Raw genomic sequence first — 18,273 nt, forward strand, 5'->3', positions numbered from 1 at the left:
CTCGCCCGTCAACGAGGCAAGCAGGTGCAACCCGAACCTCATTCGCACAGGAGAGCGCCATGCGCACAGTCTTCTTGCGTCGCGGTCTGGTCGCCCTGTTTGCGGCGGCTGTGTCCTTCGGCGCCATCACCCAAGCCCAGGCCGAGAGCCTGCGCATCGGTTACCAGAAATACGGCACCCTGGTGCTGCTCAAGGCCAAGGGTACGCTGGAGAAGCGCCTAGCCGATCAGGGCATCCAGGTGCAATGGACCGAGTTTCCTGGTGGCCCGCAGCTGCTCGAAGGCTTGAACGTCGGCTCGATCGACTTCGGCGTCACCGGCGAAACCCCGCCAGTGTTCGCTCAGGCCGCCGGCGCCGATCTGCTGTATGTGGCCTATGAGCCGCCTGCCCCGCACAGCGAAGCGATCCTGGTGCCCAAGGGCTCGACGATCCAGTCGGTAAAAGAGCTCAAGGGCAAGAAGGTTGCGCTGAACAAAGGCTCCAACGTGCATTACCTGCTGGTCCGCGCGCTGCAAGACGCTGGCCTGAAATACGCCGACATCCAACCGGTGTACCTGCCGCCAGCCGATGCCCGCGCCGCGTTCGAGCGTGGCAGCGTCGATGCCTGGGTAATCTGGGACCCGTACCAGGCCGCCGCCGAACAGCAACTGCAAGCGCGCACCTTGCGTGATGGCAAGGATCTGGTCGACAACCACCAGTTCTACCTGGCAACCCGCAATTACGCCACCCAGCATCCGGCGGTGATCAACACCCTGATCGAAGAAGTCCGCGCCGTTGGCGAGTGGTCGCAGGCCAACCCGCAGCAAGTCACCGACCAGGTTGCACCCCTGCTCGGTCTGCCCGCCGACATCACCCTGACCTCGGTCAAGCGCCAAGGCTACGGTGCCGCGCCGCTGACCCCTGAAGTGGTGGCCGCCCAGCAGAAGATCGCCGACACCTTCCAGGCGCTCAAGCTGATTCCCAAGCCGCTGAGCATCAAGGACGTGATCTGGACACCCCCGGCCAAGGTCGCTAGCGCGCCTTGATTGATTCGCCTGTGCCGGGGCGTCGCTCCGGCTTGAGCCCCCCTTGAGGAGACAACTCCAATGAGCCTTAATATTTTCTGGTTCCTTCCCACCCACGGTGACGGCAAGTACCTGGGCACCTCCGACGGCGCCCGCGCGGTCGACCACGGTTACCTGCAACAGATCGCCCAGGCCGCCGACCGCCTTGGCTTTGGCGGGGTGCTGATCCCGACCGGACGTTCTTGCGAGGACTCCTGGCTGGTCGCTGCCTCGCTGATCCCGGTGACGCAGAACCTGAAATTCCTGGTCGCCCTGCGCCCAGGCATCATCTCGCCGACCGTGGCCGCTCGCCAGGCCGCGACCCTCGATCGCCTGTCCAATGGTCGCGCGCTGTTCAACCTGGTGACCGGCGGTGACCCGGACGAGTTGGCGGGCGACGGCCTGCACTTGAACCATCAGGAGCGCTACGAAGCGTCGGTCGAATTCACCCGCATCTGGCGCAAGGTGCTCGAAGGTGAAAACGTCGACTACGATGGCAAGCACATCCAGGTGAAGGGCGCCAAGCTGCTCTATCCGCCGATCCAGCAACCGCGTCCGCCGCTGTACTTCGGTGGATCGTCAGAAGCGGCCCAGGACCTGGCCGCCGAGCAGGTCGAGCTGTACCTGACCTGGGGCGAGCCGCCATCGGCCGTGGCCGAAAAGATCGCCCAGGTGCGTGAGAAAGCCGCCGCCCAAGGCCGCGAAGTACGCTTCGGTATTCGTCTGCACGTGATCGTGCGGGAAACCAACGAAGAGGCCTGGGCTGCTGCCGATCGCCTGATCTCGCACCTGGACGATGACACCATCGCCCGTGCCCAGGCTTCGCTGGCGCGCTTCGACTCGGTTGGCCAGCAACGCATGGCTGCCCTGCACGGCGGCAAGCGCGACAACCTCGAAGTCAGCCCCAACCTGTGGGCCGGCGTTGGCCTAGTGCGAGGTGGTGCCGGCACTGCGCTGGTGGGCGATGGCCCGACCGTTGCGGCGCGGGTCAAGGAATACGCAGACCTGGGTATCGATACCTTCATCTTCTCCGGTTATCCACACCTGGAAGAGTCCTACCGGGTGGCTGAACTGCTGTTCCCGCATCTGGACGTGCAGCGCCCAGAGCAGCCGAAGTCCGGCGGCTACGTGAGCCCGTTCGGCGAGATGGTGGCCAACGACATCCTGCCCAAGTCCGTGTCGCAGAGCTGAGGACGTAGGCCATGAGTCGTGCAACCTCCTCCAACCTGTCGCAACGCCTGGCGCCGTGGGCCTTGCCTGTGCTGCTGCTGGCGGTGTGGCAACTGGCAGTCAGCGCAGGCTGGCTATCGACCCGCATCCTGCCGGCGCCGAGCGCGGTGATCAGCGCGGGCGTCGAGCTGGTGCGCAGCGGCGAGATCTGGAGCCACCTGGCGATCAGTGGCTGGCGCGCAGGCGTCGGCTTCTTGATCGGCGGCAGCATCGGTCTGTTGCTGGGCTTCATCACTGGCCTGTCGAACTGGGGCGAACGCCTGCTCGACAGCTCGGTGCAGATGATTCGCAACGTACCGCACCTGGCGCTGATCCCACTGGTGATCCTGTGGTTCGGTATCGATGAGTCGGCCAAGATCTTCCTGGTCGCGCTGGGTACGCTGTTCCCGATCTACCTGAACACCTACCACGGTATTCGTAATGTCGATCCGGCGTTGGTGGAAATGGCGCGCAGCTACGGCCTGTCCGGCTTTGGCCTGTTTCGCCAGGTGATCCTGCCCGGTGCGCTGCCGTCGATCCTGGTCGGTGTGCGTTTCGCCCTGGGCTTCATGTGGCTGACCTTGATCGTCGCTGAGACCATTTCGGCCAACGCCGGCATCGGTTACCTGGCAATGAATGCGCGTGAGTTCCTGCAGACCGACGTGGTGGTCCTGGCCATCGTCATGTATGCCGTGCTCGGCAAGCTCGCCGACCTCGCCGCGCGTGGCCTGGAGCGTGTCTGGCTGCGCTGGCACCCGGCCTACCAACCGGCGAAGAAGGAGGGCGCATGACCGTGCTCAAGGAACAACCGCCGCGCTTGCTGCGTGGCATCCCCCTGGCGTCCCAGGGCCTGCGCAAGACCTTCGGTCAGCGCGAAGTGCTGCGCGGTATCGACCTGCACATCCCGGCCGGTCAGTTCGTCGCCATCGTGGGGCGCAGCGGCTGCGGCAAGAGCACCTTGCTGCGCTTGCTGGCCGGGCTCGACAAACCCAGTGCTGGTGAACTGCTGGCCGGTGCCGCGCCGTTGGCCGAGGCTCGTGAGGAAACCCGCTTGATGTTCCAGGATGCACGTTTGCTGCCCTGGAAAAAAGTGATCGACAACGTTGGCCTGGGTTTGTCCGGCGACTGGCGGCCGAAGGCGCTGCAAGCCTTGGAAGCGGTGGGCCTGGCCGATCGCGCCAATGAGTGGCCGGCGGCTTTGTCCGGTGGCCAGAAGCAACGTGTGGCCTTGGCCCGTGCGTTGATTCACCAGCCGCGCCTGCTGCTGTTGGATGAGCCGCTCGGTGCTCTGGATGCGCTGACCCGGATCGAGATGCAGCAACTGATCGAACGTCTGTGGCGCCAGCATGGCTTCACCGTGTTGCTGGTCACCCATGACGTCAGCGAGGCCGTTGCGGTGGCCGACCGGGTGATCCTGATCGAGGACGGCGAAGTCGGCCTGGACCTTAACGTCGACCTGGCCAGGCCTCGGGCGCGTGGTTCGCACCGCCTGGCGGCGCTGGAAAGCGAAGTGCTCAACCGTGTTCTTTCCGTCCCGGGCACACCGCCCGAGCCGGACCCTGTAGCCCCTTTGCCCACGCAACTGCGTTGGGCCCACTGAACCCCAGAAGCCAGAAAGAAGGAATCAAGCCATGACTATCAAAGCCATCAACGTCCGTAACCAGTTCAAAGGCACTGTGAAAGAAATCCTCGAAGGTCCGGTACTGTCGGAAATCGACGTGCAGACCGCTTCCGGCGTCGTCACCTCGGTGATCACCACCCGTTCCGTGCGTGAGCTGGAGCTGCAGGTCGGCAGCGAAGTGATTGCCTTCGTCAAATCGACCGAGGTGTCCATCGCCAAGCTGTGATGACCCTTGTTGTATTGGGGCCGCTTTGCGGCCCTTCGCGGGCAAGCCCGCGAAGGGCTGCAAAGCAGCCCCAAAGTTATCAGCGTTTCGGCAGGAACGGCGGCAGGTACAAGCCCAGGTATGCCTCGAACACCCGCTTGCCTTCCTCGGCCATGCGCGGGGTGATCTGCTCATGCAACTGCACCGAGCGGGCATACACCCGGTCGCTCAGTTCCATGGCCAGGGCGAACACATCGACGTCGCTCGGCACCGCTGGCAACTGGAAGTGCTGGTCGAACAGCTTGTGCATCAGCTCGCCCAATTCCATGTCGTGCTGCCGGTCGGCTTGCACCACTTCGCTCAGACCATGTTGCGCCAGGATCAACTGACGCGCCGCGGCATCGCCGTTGTAGATGTCGAGCATGCGTTGCTCGATCAGCCGCGACAGGTCATGCCAGGTCACCAGCGTGGCGGCGTCAATCGGCGCCCGCAATGCTTCGCGAAAGGCCCGGTGCACATCGGCGGTGAGCGCTTCAAGCAGCGCCGGAACGCTGGCGAAGAAGTGATACACCGAGGACGGCGGGATCTGCGCCCGCTCGGCAACGCTGTACACCGACAGCCCAGCCACACCTTGCTCAGCCAGCAGTTCGCGTGCCGCCGCCAGGATCGCTTCGATCCTGGCCTGGCTGCTTGCGCGTGGCTTGCGTGGCGTGGCTGCGCGGGTCATCAGTTGCTGATCGCCAGGATGCTCGCCTGGTAGGCGCCGACGAACACATCGAAATCGCCGACTTCTTCCTGCTCAAGCTTGGCTTGCTCGGCCAGCGAGTTGCGCGCCAGGGTCTCGAAGGCCTGTTGGCGCTCCGGGCTCAGCGGCTGCTCGCGGAACGTTGCGGCGTGTAACTGGCTCTGGCGCAGGGAGAACTGCACGAAGGTTTCGTCGTGTTCGGTCATGCGTGCCAGGACCTGGGCCGATGGCGTCAGCTCAGGATCATCGATCTTGGCCTGCTGGGCGCGTAGCGCCCGAACGTGCTCCTCACCGCCGTTGGCCTGGTCGAGCAGCTCGGCCAGAGGCGTGATGCGCTCGATCAACTCAGAGGCCCAGGCCTTGAGCGCGATCGGCTGACCGCCCCGCTGCAGCTCCAGCCCTGGGCGGCGGCCTTCCTTGACCACGGTCAGGAAGTTGTTGGTGCATTGGCCACATTCGCCGTTGTCCAGTTGCGGGCTGTCGTCGAGCGCGCAGAGCAGCAGGAAGGCATCGAGGAAGCGCGCCTGCGCCAGGTCGATACCCACCGGCAGGAACGGGTTGATGTCCAGGCAGCGTACTTCGACGTACTGCACGCCACGGGCCATCAGCGCCTGGATCGGCCGCTCACCGGTGTAGGTGACGCGCTTGGGGCGAATGTTCGAGTAATACTCGTTTTCGATCTGCAGGATGTTGGTGTTCAGCTGCACCCACTCGCCATCCTTGTGCGTGCCGACCTCGACGTAGGGCGGGTAGGGCGTGCCCACCGCCTTGCGCAGGCTGTCGGTGTAGCTGGCGAGGTTGTTGTAGCACGGCGTCAGGCCGGCCTGGGCGCTGCTCTGGTAACCCAGGTCGCTCATGCGCAGGCTGGTGGCGTAGGGCAGGTACAGGGTTTCGGCGTCGAGGTGCTCGAGCTGATGCGCACGGCCCCGCAGGAAGCCGGCGTCCAGCGCCGGCGAGGCGCCGAACAGGTACATCAGCAGCCAGCTGTAGCGGCGGAAGTTACGGATCAGGGCGATGTACGCCGACGACTGGTAGTCGCGGTCGCTCTCGGTGCCGCCTTCGGTTTGGCGCAGCAGCGGCCAAAGCGCTTCAGGCAGCGAGAAGTTGTAATGAATACCGGCAATGCACTGCATGGTGCGGCCATAGCGCAGGGCCAGGCCCTTGCGGTAGACGTACTTGAGCTGGCCGATATTGGAGGTGCCGTAATAGGCGATCGGAATGTCTTCTTCGGCCGGCAATGCGCAGGGCATCGACGGGCTCCACAGGTATTCGTTGCCAAGCTTGGACTGAACGAAGCGGTGGACCTCCTCGAGGTTCTCCAGCACTTGCGCAGGATCGGCCAGGGCTGGGGTGATGAACTCCAGCAGCGACTCGGAATAATCGGTGGTGATCTGCTCGTTGGTCAGCGCCGATCCCAGGGCTTGCGGGTGCGGGGTCTGGGCCAGGCGACCTTCGTCGGTCACGCGCAAGCATTCGCGCTCAATACCGTGCAGGCACTGCTTGAGCAAGGGGAGGTTGGCACTGAGCAGGCTCAGGCGGCTTTTGAGGAGGTCGCTCAAGATGTATTCCTTCACGCGTCAGTCGCCCCAATATGGGGGTAGATATGACGGTCTACAAGGGTAGGGACAAAGGAACTGGCGTTGTCGCCTGGTTTAGCTGGGTTTTCGGTAATGCCAACGCCGATTCAGGGCCGCTACACAGCCCATCGCAGGCTGCGCCAGCTCCCCCAGATACGGCATGAAACCTGTGGGAGCTGATGCAGCCTGCGATGGGACACGTAGCGGCCCCACCGTTCAATACTGCCGAAAATACCGCAGATACCTGTTTGGGAGCTAGAGAACCGCGAAGGTTCCTTGCGCTTTGGCCACCAGTTTGTCGCCTTGGACTACGTCGGCGTCGACAACCAGGGTGCGCCGCCCAGCGTGCAGCACGCGGGCGGTGCACAGCACTTCACCGTCGCTGACCGCGCGCATGTAGTTGATCTTGCACTCGATGGTCACGCTCTGCTGGTCAAAGCCATGGCTGGCCGAGCAGGCCAGGCCCATGGCGATGTCGACCAGGCTGAAGATCGCCCCGCCATGCAGCTTCTGGCCACGGTTGCGCAGGTGCGGCTCAAGCGCCAGGGCGACCGTGGCGACACCTTGTTCAAGGTGTTGCAGTCGGCAGCCCAGCAGCTGGCTGAAGGCGCTCTCGACGTACTCCTTGGGCACGTCCATCACTTTTTCTTCAACTGCTTGGCGTTGGCGAACAGCGCCGCCATGGCGTTATTGGCCGGGGCGGCAGGCGTGGTTTCACGCGGGCGTGGCGCCTGCTGCGGACGGTTGCCGCCATTGCCACGGCCACCGCCACGGTTGCCTTCGACCTTCTCGCCAGGGGTATCGCCCATGCGCATGGACAGGCCGATGCGCTTGCGCGGGATATCCACCTCCATGACCTTGACCTTGACCACGTCGCCGGCCTTGACCGCCTCACGCGGATCCTTGATGAACTTCTCCGACAGCGAGGAAATGTGCACCAGGCCGTCCTGGTGCACGCCGATGTCGACGAAGGCACCGAAGTTGGTGACGTTGGTCACCACGCCTTCGAGGATCATCCCCGGCTCAAGGTCCTTGAGGTCTTCAACGCCGTCCTGGAACGAGGCGGTCTTGAACTCGGGGCGCGGGTCGCGGCCAGGTTTGTCCAGCTCCTGGAGGATGTCGGTGACGGTCGGCAGGCCGAAGGTCTCGTCGGTGAACTTCTTCGGGTCCAGGCGCTTGAGAAAACCGCTGTCGCCGATCAGCGAGCGGATATCACGGTCAGTGTCGGCCGCGATGCGCTGCACCAGCGGGTAGGCCTCCGGGTGCACCGCCGAGGCGTCCAGCGGGTTGTCACCGTTCATTACCCGCAGGAAGCCTGCGGCCTGCTCGAAGGTCTTCTCGCCGAGGCGGCTGACCTTTTTCAGCGCGGCACGGGTGGCGAACGGGCCGTTGGCGTCGCGGTGGGCAACGATGTTCTGCGCCAGGGTCGCGTTGAGGCCGGAGATGCGCGTCAGCAGCGCCACCGAGGCGGTGTTGACGTCGACGCCGACGGCGTTCACGCAGTCCTCGACTACGGCGTCCAGGCCACGCGCCAGTTTCAGCTGCGAGACGTCGTGCTGGTACTGGCCGACGCCAATCGATTTTGGATCGATCTTCACCAGCTCGGCCAGCGGATCCTGCAGGCGGCGGGCGATGGAGACGGCGCCACGGATCGACACGTCCAGGTCAGGGAATTCGCGTGCGGCCAGTTCCGAGGCCGAGTACACCGACGCGCCGGCTTCGGAGACCATGATCTTGGTGATCTTCAGGGCAGGGTATTTTTTCACCAGTTCAGCAATCAGCTTGTCGCTCTCGCGGCTGGCGGTACCGTTGCCGATGGCGATCAGCTCCACCGAGTGCTTGGCGCACAGCGCGGCGAGCACGGCAATGGTGCGGTCCCAGTCGTTTTTCGGCGCGTGCGGGTAGACCGTGGTGTAGTCGAGCAGCTTGCCGGTGGCGTCGACCACCGCGACCTTGCAGCCGGTACGCAGGCCCGGGTCGAAGCCCAGGGTCGCCCGCGGGCCAGCCGGAGCAGCCAGCAGCAGGTCGTGCAGGTTGTGGGCGAAGACGTTGATCGCCTCGCCTTCGGCATTGTCGCGCAGCTCGCCGAACAGATCGGTTTCCAGGTGGGTGTAGAGCTTGACCTTCCAGGTCCAGCGCACCACTTCGCCCAGCCACTTGTCAGCTGGGCGGTCACGGTTCTCGATGCCGACATGGCTGGCGATCATCAGCTCGCACGGATGCAGGGTGCCTGGCAGCTCTTCGCCGACCTTCAGCGAGGCGCTGAGAATGCCTTCGTTACGGCCGCGGAAGATCGCCAGGGCGCGGTGCGAAGGCGTGGTGCGCAGGAGTTCGTCATGGGCGAAGTAGTCGCGGAACTTGGCGCCTTCCTCTTCCTTGCCGGCCACCAGGCGGGCACTGAGCACGGCCTCCTGCTTGAGGAAGTTACGCAGTTTTTCCAGCAGGCCTGCGTCTTCGGCGAAACGCTCCATGAGGATGTACTTGGCGCCTTCCAGCGCAGCCTTGACGTCGGCTACGCCTTTATCGGCATCGACAAAGCGTGCAGCCTCGGTTTCCGGGCTCAGTTGCGGGTCGTTGAACAGACCGTCGGCCAGCTCGCCAAGGCCGGCTTCCAGGGCGATCTGGCCCTTGGTGCGGCGCTTTTGCTTGTACGGCAGGTAAAGGTCTTCGAGGCGGGTCTTGGTGTCGGCCAGCTTTATGTCGCGGGCCAGTTCCGGGGTCAGTTTGCCCTGCTCCTCGATGCTGGCCAGGATGCTTGCGCGACGGTCGTCCAACTCGCGCAGGTAGCGCAGGCGCTCATCCAGGTGGCGCAATTGGGTGTCGTCCAGGCTGCCGGTCACTTCCTTACGGTAGCGGGCGATGAAGGGCACCGTCGAGCCTTCGTCCAACAGGGCCACGGCCGCCTCGACCTGTTGCGGGCGAACGCCCAGTTCCTGGGCGATACGGCTGTTGATGCTGTCCATGAGAACCACCTGACAATATGTGAATACTGGAGGCCGCAGGTGGGCATTCGAGCCCGGCGGCGCTGGGTGAAAGCCGCGCATTATACTCATCACGCCAGGCTTGCGGTGATGGCGCTGAGCCAGCCGGGATCTGCACGGAAGTGGCGCCCCGGGAAAAATCTGCTAACAATGCACACGGCACGCGCCGCAATGGCTACGCCATAATACGCGGCGATATCAGAGGAGTTATTGATGACCAGCACCGCAAATACCGCTGAAGGCGACAAGATTCTCATCGTCGACGACGATCCAGGGCTCAGCAGCCTGCTGGAACGTTTCTTCACCAGCAAGGGCTTTCGCGCCCGTGCGGTGCCCAACGTCGAACAGATGGATCGGCTGCTGGCGCGTGAAGTGTTCAACCTGGTGGTGCTCGACCTGATGCTGCCTGGCGAGGACGGGCTATCCGCCTGCCGCCGGCTGCGTGCGGCGAACAACCAGATCCCGATCATCATGCTCACCGCCAAAGGCGACGAGTCGAGCCGCATCAAGGGCCTGGAACTGGGCGCCGACGATTACCTGGCAAAGCCGTTCAACCCCGACGAGCTGGTAGCCCGAGTCAAGGCAGTACTGCGTCGGCAGGCGCCAAGCGTACCGGGTGCTCCGGGTAGCGAAGACGAGACCGTCACCTTTGGCGACTACGAGCTGTCGCTGGCTACCCGCGAGCTCAAGCGTGGCGAAGAAGTGCACATGCTCACCACCGGTGAGTTCGCCGTGCTCAAGGCGCTGGTCATGCACGCCCGTGAGCCGCTGACCCGCGACAAGCTGATGAACCTGGCCCGTGGCCGTGAGTGGGACGCCCTGGAGCGCTCCATCGACGTGCAGATCTCGCGCCTGCGGCGCATGATCGAGCCGGATCCGTCCAAGCCACGCTACATCCAGACCGTCTGGGGCGTGGGCTACGTGTTCGTGCCGGATGGAAACGCCGGCAAATGAGCCTGCAGGCTTGCCAGGACGCGGCAGGGCGACCCGAACGGGCCGCCCTGTTTTCGTCTGTGGCCGGCCGGCAACCCTGGCGAGCCCTGCTCGCGGCTGTCTTGCAATAGTTGTCTTCGATGAAAACGCCCCTGTGGTTCCCGCAAAGCTTCTTCGCCCGCACGCTGTGGTTGGTGCTGATCGTCGTCCTGTTCTCCAAGGCGCTGACCTTGGTGTACCTGTTGATGAACGAGGACGTACTGGTCGACCGCCAGTACAGCCATGGTGTGGCACTGACCTTGCGCGCCTACTGGGCGGCCGACGAGGAGAATCGCGACAAGATCGCCGAGGCAGCTGGCTTGATCCGAGTCACCGGCTCCGGTGTGCCGGAAGGCGAGCAGCACTGGCCGTACAGCGAGATCTACCAGCGCCAGATGCAGGCCGAACTGGGCGAAGACACTGAAGTGCGCCTGCGCGTGCACGCCCCGCCGGCGCTGTGGGTGAATGCCCCTAGCCTGGGGCCGGGCTGGCTCAAGGTGCCGCTGTATCCGCACCCGCTGCGTGGCCAGAAAATCTGGAACGTGCTGGGCTGGTTCCTGGCGATCGGCCTGTTGTCCACAGCCTCTGCCTGGATTTTCGTCCGCCAGCTCAACCAACCGCTCAAGCGCCTGGTGTTTGCCGCGCGTCAACTGGGGCAGGGGCGTAGCGTACGCTTGCCGATCAGCGACACGCCGAGCGAGATGGCCGAGGTGTACCGCTCGTTCAACCAGATGGCCGAAGACGTCGAACAGGCCGCGCGTGAGCGTGAGTTGATGCTGGCCGGGGTGTCGCATGACCTGCGCACACCGCTGACACGCCTGCGATTGTCGCTGTCGCTGATGGCCAATGACAACGACCTGACCGATGACATGGTGCGGGATATCGAGGATATGGACGCCATCCTTGACCAGTTCCTGGCCTTCATTCGCGATGGCCGTGATGAGCCGGTGGAGGAGGTCGACCTCGGTGATCTGGTGCGTGAAGTGGTGGCGCCGTACAACCAGCCACAGGAGCGTGTGCGCCTGTGCCTGGAGCCAATCCCGCCATTCCCGCTGCGCCGGGTTTCACTCAAGCGCATGCTGGGTAACTTGATTGGCAACGCGCTGCATCACGCCGGCAAAGGCGTCGAGGTGGCTGCCTATGTGTCGGGCGACGAGAGTGCGCCATATGTGGTGCTCAGCGTGCTCGACCGCGGGGCGGGGATCGATGAGTCGGAGCTGGAGACGATCTTCAACCCATTCATTCGCGGAGACCGGGCGCGTGGCGGCAAGGGCACCGGGCTGGGGCTGGCGATCGTCAAGCGGATCGCGGCCCAGCATGGCGGCAATGTTGAATTGCGTAATCGATCTGGCGGTGGGATCGAGGCGCGGGTGCGTTTGCCGTTGGGGCTGTTGTTGCCGCGTAATGCTGTTTGATCGTTAGCGGCTGTACTGGCCTCATCGCGGGGCAAGCCCGCTCCCACGCCGAAATTTCGTCATGCTGGAAGTTGGCGTGGGAGCGGGCTTGCCCCGCGATGAGGCCAGGATCAACAGCATCAGCCTTTGCCTTTGGTCCGGGTTTGATTCGGCCCGCCATTCTTCTCCAGATGCTCGATGATCATCCCCGCGACATCCTTGCTGGTGGTCACCTCGATACCCTCCAGCCCAGGCGATGAATTCACCTCCATCACCAATGGCCCGTGATTGGAGCGCAGGATATCCACCCCGGCCACGCTCAAGCCCATGACCTTGGCCGCACGGATAGCGGTGATCCGTTCTTCCGGGGTGATCTTGATCAGGCTGGCGACCCCGCCGCGATGCAGGTTGGAGCGAAACTCGCCTGGCTTGGCCTGGCGCTTCATCGAGGCGATCACCTTGTCACCCACCACGAAGCAGCGGATGTCGGCGCCGCCAGCCTCCTTGATGTACTCCTGGACCATGATGTTCTGCTTCAGGCCCATGAACGCCTCGATCACCGATTCTGCCGCCTGGGTCGTCTCGCACAGCACCACGCCGATGCCTTGCGTGCCTTCCAGTACTTTGATCACCAAGGGTGCGCCGTTGACCATCTGGATCAGGTCGGGGATGTCGTCCGGAGAATGGGCAAAGCCGGTAATCGGCAGGCCGATACCCCGGCGCGACAGCAGCTGCAACGAGCGCAGCTTGTCGCGCGAGCGGGCGATGGCCACCGACTCGTTGAGCGGATACACGCCCATCATCTCAAACTGGCGCAGCACCGCGCAGCCATAGAAGGTCACCGATGCGCCGATGCGAGGGATCACCGCATCGAAACCTTCCAGCGGCTTGCCGCGATAGTGGATCTGCGGCTTGTGGCTGGCGATGTTCATGTAGGCGCGCAGGGTATCGATCACAACCATCTCATGGCCGCGCTGGGTACCGGCTTCGACCAGGCGGCGGGTGGAATACAGACGCGGATTGCGCGACAGCACAGCGATCTTCATGCAGCACCTGTGACAGGGGAAAGGGTGGCCAGGAAGGCCGGTTTGTCTTGCACGTATTTCAAACCTGGGTTGACCACCAGTTGGCCGTGGATCAACGCCTTGGAACCGAGCAGCAGGCGGTAACGCATGGCCTTGCGACAGGCCAGGGTGAATTCGACCTCCCAGACCCGGTCACCGAGGGCCAGCGCGGTGCGGATCACATAGCGTACCTGGGCCTGGCCATTGGAGCTCTTGATGGTCTTCATGGTCACCAGCGGCGCTTCGCAGCGACGATGGCGCAACTGCACCACGGTACCCAGGTGCGCAGTGAAGCGCACCCATGGCTCACCGTCACGCTCGAATGTTTCCACATCGGTGGCGTGCAGGCTGGAGGTGCTGGCACCGGTGTCGATCTTGGCGCGCAGCCCCGCGACACCGAGGTCGGGCAGGGCGACCCACTCACGCAGGCCGATCACACTCAGATGGTCAAATGTCTTCACTAATCACACCCTGCGGATAAGGTGGTGAACTGTAAGCATCGCGCAGTTTTTTTGCATCCGTCAGTCACGGTAGTACAGTTCCGTGAAAGACAGAATTCGAGGAAATGAGATGGCACAAAAGCCTGAAGATGACGACAAGGTGCGCCTGGACAAATGGCTGTGGGCGGCGCGTTTCTACAAGACCCGTGCCTTGGCCAAGGCCGCCATCGAAAGTGGCAAGGTGCATTGCCGGGGCGAGCGCTGCAAGCCGGGCAAGGAGCCGCGCCTGGGCGATGAGTTCGTTTTGCGCACCGGGTTTGACGAACGCACCGTGGTGGTCAAGGCACTGTCAGTGGTACGCCGGGGCGCGCCAGAGGCGCAGCTGTTGTATGCCGAGACCGAAGAGAGCATTCGTCGTCGTGAGCAAGCGGCGCAGCAGCGCAAGGATGGGGCGCTGGGCATGACCACCGATGGGCGGCCGAACAAGAAGCAGCGGCGGCAGATTCATCAGCTGCATGGCAGTTTTGATTGAGGAGTGACTGCTGGGGCTGCTTTGCAGCCCTTCGCGGGCAAGCCCGCTCCCACAGGGACCGCGCCGCTATTGGGCTCAGCGCTGTCATTGTGGGAGCGGGCTTGCCCGCGAAGGGCCGCAAAGCGGCCCCACAATCGATCAGGCGCCGCGCACCACAGCCAACCTGCCGACCAACGGCAATCGCTCAACCACACCGAACAATGGCGCAGTCCAGCGCAGCAAGGCCGCGCTGCCTTTAGCCGCCAACGGCGTATAACAGCTCCAGCCCAACGCCAGCACCGCCATCAGCAATCCGCCGATGTAGTCGTCCTGCCCCCAATGCGCACCAGCCACCAGGCGCGGCAGCATGAACACGCCAGCCAGCCCCCAGATCACCAGTCGTTGCAGCAAACGGCGACTGAACAGGTTCATGAACAGCGCCCAGACCAGCAACACCGAGGCATGGTCACCGGGGAAACTCTTGCTGGAACGGTCTTTAAGCTCCCAATGAGCTTCAAGGTGTGGGTAGAAATCGCTCAGGCGTATGGCATCGCCAAACACCATCGATGGACTATCGTGTTGCCATCCGGATGCATCCACCCACTTGGAAAACAGCGCGCGAATCACCACTAAGAGGATAAGCGTGATCAAAAAGCCAAAAAACGCCTCGCGCACTTGGCTGGCCTTGAACACCCATTCGCCACGGATCAGCAGCGTCAGCAGGATCAGGCCGACGACGATGTCGAACGGTCGCAGGCTGCCGAGGGTCCAGATGTAACGCCAGGCGCTATTGTCGGCCAGCGGCCCATTGAGGCTGTGGAATAGCCACTCGTCGAAAGTCAGGCACAGGATCTGGCCAAATGGCCATAACCAGAAACACAGTAGAGCGATGGGCAGCAGCGTGCAGGCTGCCAAGGGTCCCCAGGACCACTTCGCTTGGAACAGTGGTCGATTGTCCATAAGATACCTCTATTACCAACAGGATATGGAGCGCCTCGTGAGCGCTCTGCATCGGGCCTTTTGTAAGGGCTGTAAACATTTTGACATCATTTTCAGATAGCCAGAACCTATGAGCAATTTTCCAGATACCGATTTCACCCAACGTTTCATCTTCGACGACCGCGACGTGCGCGGCGAAATGGTCGGGCTGGAGCGCAGCTACGCCGAGGTGCTGGCCAAGCATCCCTACCCACAGCCGGTCGCGCAGTTGCTTGGCGAGCTGATGGCCGCCGCTGCCCTGCTGGTCGGCACGCTTAAGTTCGATGGCTTGCTGATTCTTCAGGCGCGCTCCGACGGGCCGGTGCCGCTGCTGATGATCGAATGCTCCAGCGAGCACGAGATCCGTGGCCTGGCGCGCTATGAGGCGAGCCAAATCGCAGCCGATGCGACCCTGGCAGACTTGATGCCCGACGGCGTGCTCGCCCTGACCATCGACCCGATCAACGGCCAGCGTTACCAGGGCATGGTCGACCTGCATGGCAAGGACCTGTCGGAGTGCTTCACCAATTACTTCGTCATGTCCCAGCAGATCAACACCTGCATTTCCCTCACCGCCGACGGCACTCGCGCCCGTGGCTTGCTGGTGCAGCAACTGCCGGCTGATCGCCACAAAGACAGCGAGGAGCGTGACGAGAGCTGGAACCACGTCAAGGCCTTGGCCAACACCGTAAAAGCTGAAGAGCTGCTGGGCCTGGACAACGAAACCGTGCTGCACCGTCTGTATCACGAAGACGCTGTGCGCCTGTTCGATATCCAGCCGCTACAGTTCCGTTGCAGCTGCTCTCGGGAACGTTCCGGCAATGCTCTGGTCAGTCTTGGCCAGGACGACGCCCAACAATTGGTAGCCGAACATGGCGGGCAGATCGAGGTGGATTGCCAGTTCTGCAATCAACGCTATCTGTTCGACGCCGCCGATGTGGCGCAATTGTTTGCCGGTGGCGGCACAGGCGGGGCAGCAGAAACACGTCACTAAAACGTTTAATCGTAGTGAATTCTCCTGTCTAAATGCGATAAACCGCAGTTCTGACAGGAGGGGCCTACTTTTTTTGGGCGTTTCTGGCATAATCCGGCCACTTTTTTCGCTGTAGTAGTTTGAAACAGACAACTACAAAACGTTTGGAGCACTCGGCCTCGGGCCGGATGGGGTATCTCATGACGCAAGCCAACAACACCGTGTACACCGACCTGAGCGTCGATGAGCTGGTAAAAGAAGCGCTGTCCCGCGGTGAAGGCGTGCTGGCCGATACTGGCGCACTGGTCGTGGAAACCGGTCACCGTACCGGCCGTTCGCCAGCTGACCGTTTCATCGTCGACGAACCCAGCACCACTGCGGCAATCGCGTGGGGCCCGATCAACCGCAAGTTCCCGGCCGACAAGTTCGATGCCCTGTGGGCTCGCGTCGAGGCGTTCAACAACGCTCAGGAACACTTCGTTTCCCACGTTCACGTAGGGGCTGCCGAAGATCACTACCTGCCGGTTAAGATGACCACCCAGACTGCCTGGCAGAACCTGTTCGGCCGTTGCCTGTTCATCAACCCTGCCCAGTACAACCCAGCGGGTCGTGATGAGTGGCAGGTGCTGAACGTGGCCAACTTCGAGTGCGTGCCTGAGCGTGACGGCACCAACTCCGACGGCTGCGTGATCATCAACTTCGCCCAGAAGAAGGTGCTGATCGCTGGCATGCGCTACGCCGGTGAAATGAAGAAAGCCATGTTCTCGGTGCAGAACTTCTTGCTGCCGGCCGCCGACGTGCTGCCAATGCACTGCGCTGCCAACATCGGCGAAGCGGGCGATGTCACCCTGTTCTTCGGTCTGTCCGGCACTGGCAAGACCACCCTGTCGGCCGACGAAAGCCGTTACCTGATCGGTGACGACGAGCACGGTTGGGGCGAAGGCGTTGTCTTCAACATCGAAGGCGGCTGCTACGCCAAGTGCATCGACCTGTCCGAGAAGAACGAGCCGGTCATCTGGAAAGCCATCAAGCACGGCGCCGTGCTGGAAAACGTCGTTATCGACGATGCCAAGCACGCCGACTACACCGATGTCAGCCTGACCCAGAACAGCCGCGCCGCCTACCCGCTGGAGCACGTTGCCAAGCGTTCTGAGAAGAACCTGGGCGGCGAGCCGAATGCGGTCATCTTCCTGACCTGCGACCTGACCGGCGTACTGCCGCCAGTGTCGATCCTGAACAACGAGCAGGCGGCCTATCACTTCCTGTCCGGTTACACGGCGCTGGTCGGTTCGACCGAAATGGGTTCCGGTGGCGGCATCAAGTCGACCTTCTCCACCTGCTTCGGCGCACCGTTCTTCCCGCGTCCGGCTGGCGAGTACGCTGAGCTGCTGATCAAGCGCATCAAGGGCTTCAACTCCAAGGTCTACCTGGTCAACACCGGCTGGACCGGCGGTGGCTACGGCGTTGGCAAGCGTTTCAGCATCCCGACCACCCGTGCAGTGATCGCAGCGATCCAGAGCGGCGCGTTGGTAGGTACCGAGACCGAGCACCTGGACATCATCAACCTGGACGTGCCTAAGGCTGTTCCAGGCGTCGAGACCAACCTGCTCAACCCCCGCACCAACTGGGAAGACAAGGCGGCCTACGACGAAGCAGCTAAAGGCCTGGCCAAGCTGTTCATCGAGAACTTCAAGAAGTTCGAGGTTTCCGACGCCATCAAGGCGGCTGGCCCACAGCTGTAAGCTGTAGCTAGCGTGGAATGAAAAAGCCGCCCTTTGGGGCGGTTTTTTCGTTCATGGGACATGGTTTATGGCCACAGCCGTCGCGCATGAATGATGCGTAAGATCTCTACGCTGTCCTGCAAGATGCGGTAGACCATCACGTAGTTTGGCCGAATCACGATTTCCCGGGTGCCTGGATACCGACCTTGTTTATAAATGCGGGGGTTCTGGGCTGCTCTTCTTGCCTTGTCTCTAAAGTCTTCGTCTAACGCAATGGCGGCGTCAGGGTTATCGTCAGCGATGGCATCCATGATTCGCAAGCGGTCTTTCTGAGCGTTGGTGTGCCAAAGCAAATGCATCAACGGGTTTTACCCTTCAACGCGAGGCGGCGCGCGGCGAATTCTTTTTCTATTTGTTCATCATCCATCGCAGGGGTTGGGTCGTTCAGGCTTGCCTCGACTTGTTCGATAAACCAGGCGTCATATGCGGCGGCCTGATGTGCACGCTTCAGGGCCGATGCACGATCAGGTCGTTGATAGGTGCTCATTTGAAGTGGGTCGTAGGTCGAGCTATCCACCTGGAAGTGGTCGATGCCTAGTTCGTGCAGGTAGCTGACCAAGGTTTCAAGCTTCTTGAACAGCCTGGTGTTGCCGCTTCGTTGCGCCGTCAGGACATGTTCGTCATGGTTGATATTGACCTGTATGGCCCAGCCACCAGGCTGCCCCACAATGTGGGTTCCATTGATACGTCCGGTTTCAGCCATGCGCCTTAGTTCGGCGTGATCGAGTTGATGGGTCGGCACGGGTGTATGTCTCGGTTTCATCGGGATGCACTATGCT

At 62.6% G+C, this 18,273-nt stretch carries 19 protein-coding genes; 10 read left to right on the top strand and 9 right to left on the bottom strand.

The genetic code is table 11. The annotated features are described in order from the left end of the window. The first annotated feature begins 59 nt into the window (after positions 1 to 59). The 5 genes from OIU19_RS12120 to OIU19_RS12140 are packed head-to-tail and all read left to right on the top strand — an operon-like array spanning position 60 to position 4,099. Positions 60 to 1,025 carry a sulfonate ABC transporter substrate-binding protein gene (locus tag OIU19_RS12120; protein WP_264235200.1) on the top strand — a complete coding sequence of 322 codons (966 nt, stop codon included), beginning with the start codon at positions 60 to 62 and terminating at the stop codon, positions 1,023 to 1,025. 60 nt (positions 1,026 to 1,085) lie between these two features. Next, complete coding sequence (ssuD, locus tag OIU19_RS12125; protein ID WP_264235201.1) at positions 1,086 to 2,234, top strand: FMNH2-dependent alkanesulfonate monooxygenase; 1,149 nt, start codon at positions 1,086 to 1,088, stop codon at positions 2,232 to 2,234. Positions 2,235 to 2,245: 11 nt separating this feature from the next. Next, positions 2,246 to 3,043, top strand: coding sequence for an aliphatic sulfonate ABC transporter permease SsuC (gene ssuC / locus OIU19_RS12130; RefSeq protein WP_186552873.1), 798 nt, complete (start codon positions 2,246 to 2,248; stop codon positions 3,041 to 3,043). Then, positions 3,040 to 3,852, top strand: coding sequence for an aliphatic sulfonates ABC transporter ATP-binding protein (ssuB, locus tag OIU19_RS12135; RefSeq protein WP_186552872.1), 813 nt, complete (start codon positions 3,040 to 3,042; stop codon positions 3,850 to 3,852). Before ssuC ends, ssuB begins: the two co-directional genes overlap by 4 nt. 31 nt (positions 3,853 to 3,883) lie before the next feature. After that, positions 3,884 to 4,099, top strand: a complete 216-nt coding sequence (locus tag OIU19_RS12140; protein WP_027595183.1) for a molybdopterin-binding protein — start codon at positions 3,884 to 3,886, stop codon at positions 4,097 to 4,099. A 79-nt stretch (positions 4,100 to 4,178) separates the two neighbouring features. Here the strand turns inward: OIU19_RS12140 and OIU19_RS12145 are convergent, their stop codons facing one another. The 4 genes from OIU19_RS12145 to OIU19_RS12160 all read right to left on the bottom strand — a co-directional run bounded on the left by OIU19_RS12145 (position 4,179) and on the right by OIU19_RS12160 (position 9,363). Then, positions 4,179 to 4,805 (bottom strand): TetR/AcrR family transcriptional regulator, encoded by a 627-nt coding sequence (locus OIU19_RS12145; protein WP_264235202.1) that lies wholly within the window; start codon positions 4,803 to 4,805, stop codon positions 4,179 to 4,181. Beyond that, a complete protein-coding gene (gene gshA, locus OIU19_RS12150; RefSeq protein WP_372353307.1) occupies positions 4,805 to 6,382 on the bottom strand; it encodes a glutamate--cysteine ligase in 1,578 nt (525 codons plus the stop codon). The genes OIU19_RS12145 and gshA overlap by 1 nt, the downstream gene beginning before the upstream one ends. A gap of 273 nt (positions 6,383 to 6,655) precedes the next feature. Beyond that, complete coding sequence (locus tag OIU19_RS12155; RefSeq protein ID WP_186552869.1) at positions 6,656 to 7,039, bottom strand: PaaI family thioesterase; 384 nt, start codon at positions 7,037 to 7,039, stop codon at positions 6,656 to 6,658. Continuing rightward, positions 7,039 to 9,363, bottom strand: a complete 2,325-nt coding sequence (locus OIU19_RS12160) for a Tex family protein (protein ID WP_264235204.1) — start codon at positions 9,361 to 9,363, stop codon at positions 7,039 to 7,041. The genes OIU19_RS12155 and OIU19_RS12160 overlap by 1 nt, the downstream gene beginning before the upstream one ends. A 231-nt stretch (positions 9,364 to 9,594) precedes the next feature. Here OIU19_RS12160 and ompR point away from each other — a divergent pair, with 231 nt between their 5' ends. Further along, positions 9,595 to 10,335, top strand: a complete 741-nt coding sequence (gene ompR, locus OIU19_RS12165) for a two-component system response regulator OmpR (protein ID WP_264235205.1) — start codon at positions 9,595 to 9,597, stop codon at positions 10,333 to 10,335. Positions 10,336 to 10,454: 119 nt separating this feature from the next. Further along, the gene (locus tag OIU19_RS12170) at positions 10,455 to 11,768 is read left to right on the top strand and encodes an ATP-binding protein (RefSeq protein WP_186552866.1); all 1,314 of its coding nucleotides are present in this window, start codon (positions 10,455 to 10,457) and stop codon (positions 11,766 to 11,768) included. 119 nt (positions 11,769 to 11,887) lie between these two features. Here OIU19_RS12170 and rimK read toward each other — a convergent pair whose 3' ends face one another. Both rimK and OIU19_RS12180 read right to left on the bottom strand, forming a co-directional pair. Next, positions 11,888 to 12,793 carry a 30S ribosomal protein S6--L-glutamate ligase gene (gene rimK / locus OIU19_RS12175; RefSeq protein WP_119137413.1) on the bottom strand — a complete coding sequence of 302 codons (906 nt, stop codon included), beginning with the start codon at positions 12,791 to 12,793 and terminating at the stop codon, positions 11,888 to 11,890. Next, positions 12,790 to 13,239 (bottom strand): ATP-dependent zinc protease, encoded by a 450-nt coding sequence (locus OIU19_RS12180; RefSeq protein ID WP_264235378.1) that lies wholly within the window; start codon positions 13,237 to 13,239, stop codon positions 12,790 to 12,792. The genes rimK and OIU19_RS12180 overlap by 4 nt, the downstream gene beginning before the upstream one ends. Positions 13,240 to 13,381: 142 nt before the next feature. Here OIU19_RS12180 and OIU19_RS12185 point away from each other — a divergent pair, with 142 nt between their 5' ends. After that, positions 13,382 to 13,783 carry an RNA-binding S4 domain-containing protein gene (locus OIU19_RS12185; RefSeq protein ID WP_264235206.1) on the top strand — a complete coding sequence of 134 codons (402 nt, stop codon included), beginning with the start codon at positions 13,382 to 13,384 and terminating at the stop codon, positions 13,781 to 13,783. Between the two features lie 138 nt (positions 13,784 to 13,921). On the opposite strand, the gene OIU19_RS12190 is transcribed toward OIU19_RS12185, so the two are convergent. Beyond that, a complete protein-coding gene (locus OIU19_RS12190; RefSeq protein WP_264235207.1) occupies positions 13,922 to 14,722 on the bottom strand; it encodes a phosphatase PAP2 family protein in 801 nt (266 codons plus the stop codon). A gap of 109 nt (positions 14,723 to 14,831) precedes the next feature. On the opposite strand from OIU19_RS12190, the gene hslO reads away from it, so the two are divergent. Together hslO and OIU19_RS12200 are read left to right on the top strand one after the other, a co-directional pair. Further along, positions 14,832 to 15,734 carry an Hsp33 family molecular chaperone HslO gene (gene hslO / locus OIU19_RS12195; protein WP_264235208.1) on the top strand — a complete coding sequence of 301 codons (903 nt, stop codon included), beginning with the start codon at positions 14,832 to 14,834 and terminating at the stop codon, positions 15,732 to 15,734. Positions 15,735 to 15,913: 179 nt separating this feature from the next. Further along, on the top strand, positions 15,914 to 17,455 hold the full coding sequence (locus OIU19_RS12200; RefSeq protein WP_264235209.1) for a phosphoenolpyruvate carboxykinase: 1,542 nt from the start codon (positions 15,914 to 15,916) through the stop codon (positions 17,453 to 17,455). A gap of 65 nt (positions 17,456 to 17,520) precedes the next feature. Here the strand turns inward: OIU19_RS12200 and OIU19_RS12205 are convergent, their stop codons facing one another. Beyond that, a complete protein-coding gene (locus tag OIU19_RS12205) occupies positions 17,521 to 17,793 on the bottom strand; it encodes a type II toxin-antitoxin system RelE/ParE family toxin (protein WP_186553222.1) in 273 nt (90 codons plus the stop codon). After that, positions 17,793 to 18,236: a hypothetical protein gene (locus OIU19_RS12210; RefSeq protein WP_264235210.1), complete on the bottom strand. Its 444-nt coding sequence runs from the start codon at positions 18,234 to 18,236 to the stop codon at positions 17,793 to 17,795. The genes OIU19_RS12205 and OIU19_RS12210 overlap by 1 nt, the downstream gene beginning before the upstream one ends. Between the last annotated feature and the right edge of the window lie 37 nt (positions 18,237 to 18,273).

Origin of the sequence: Pseudomonas sp. BT-42-2 (assembly GCF_025847435.2) — a bacterium.
GTDB classification, from domain to species: domain Bacteria; phylum Pseudomonadota; class Gammaproteobacteria; order Pseudomonadales; family Pseudomonadaceae; genus Aquipseudomonas; species Aquipseudomonas urmiensis.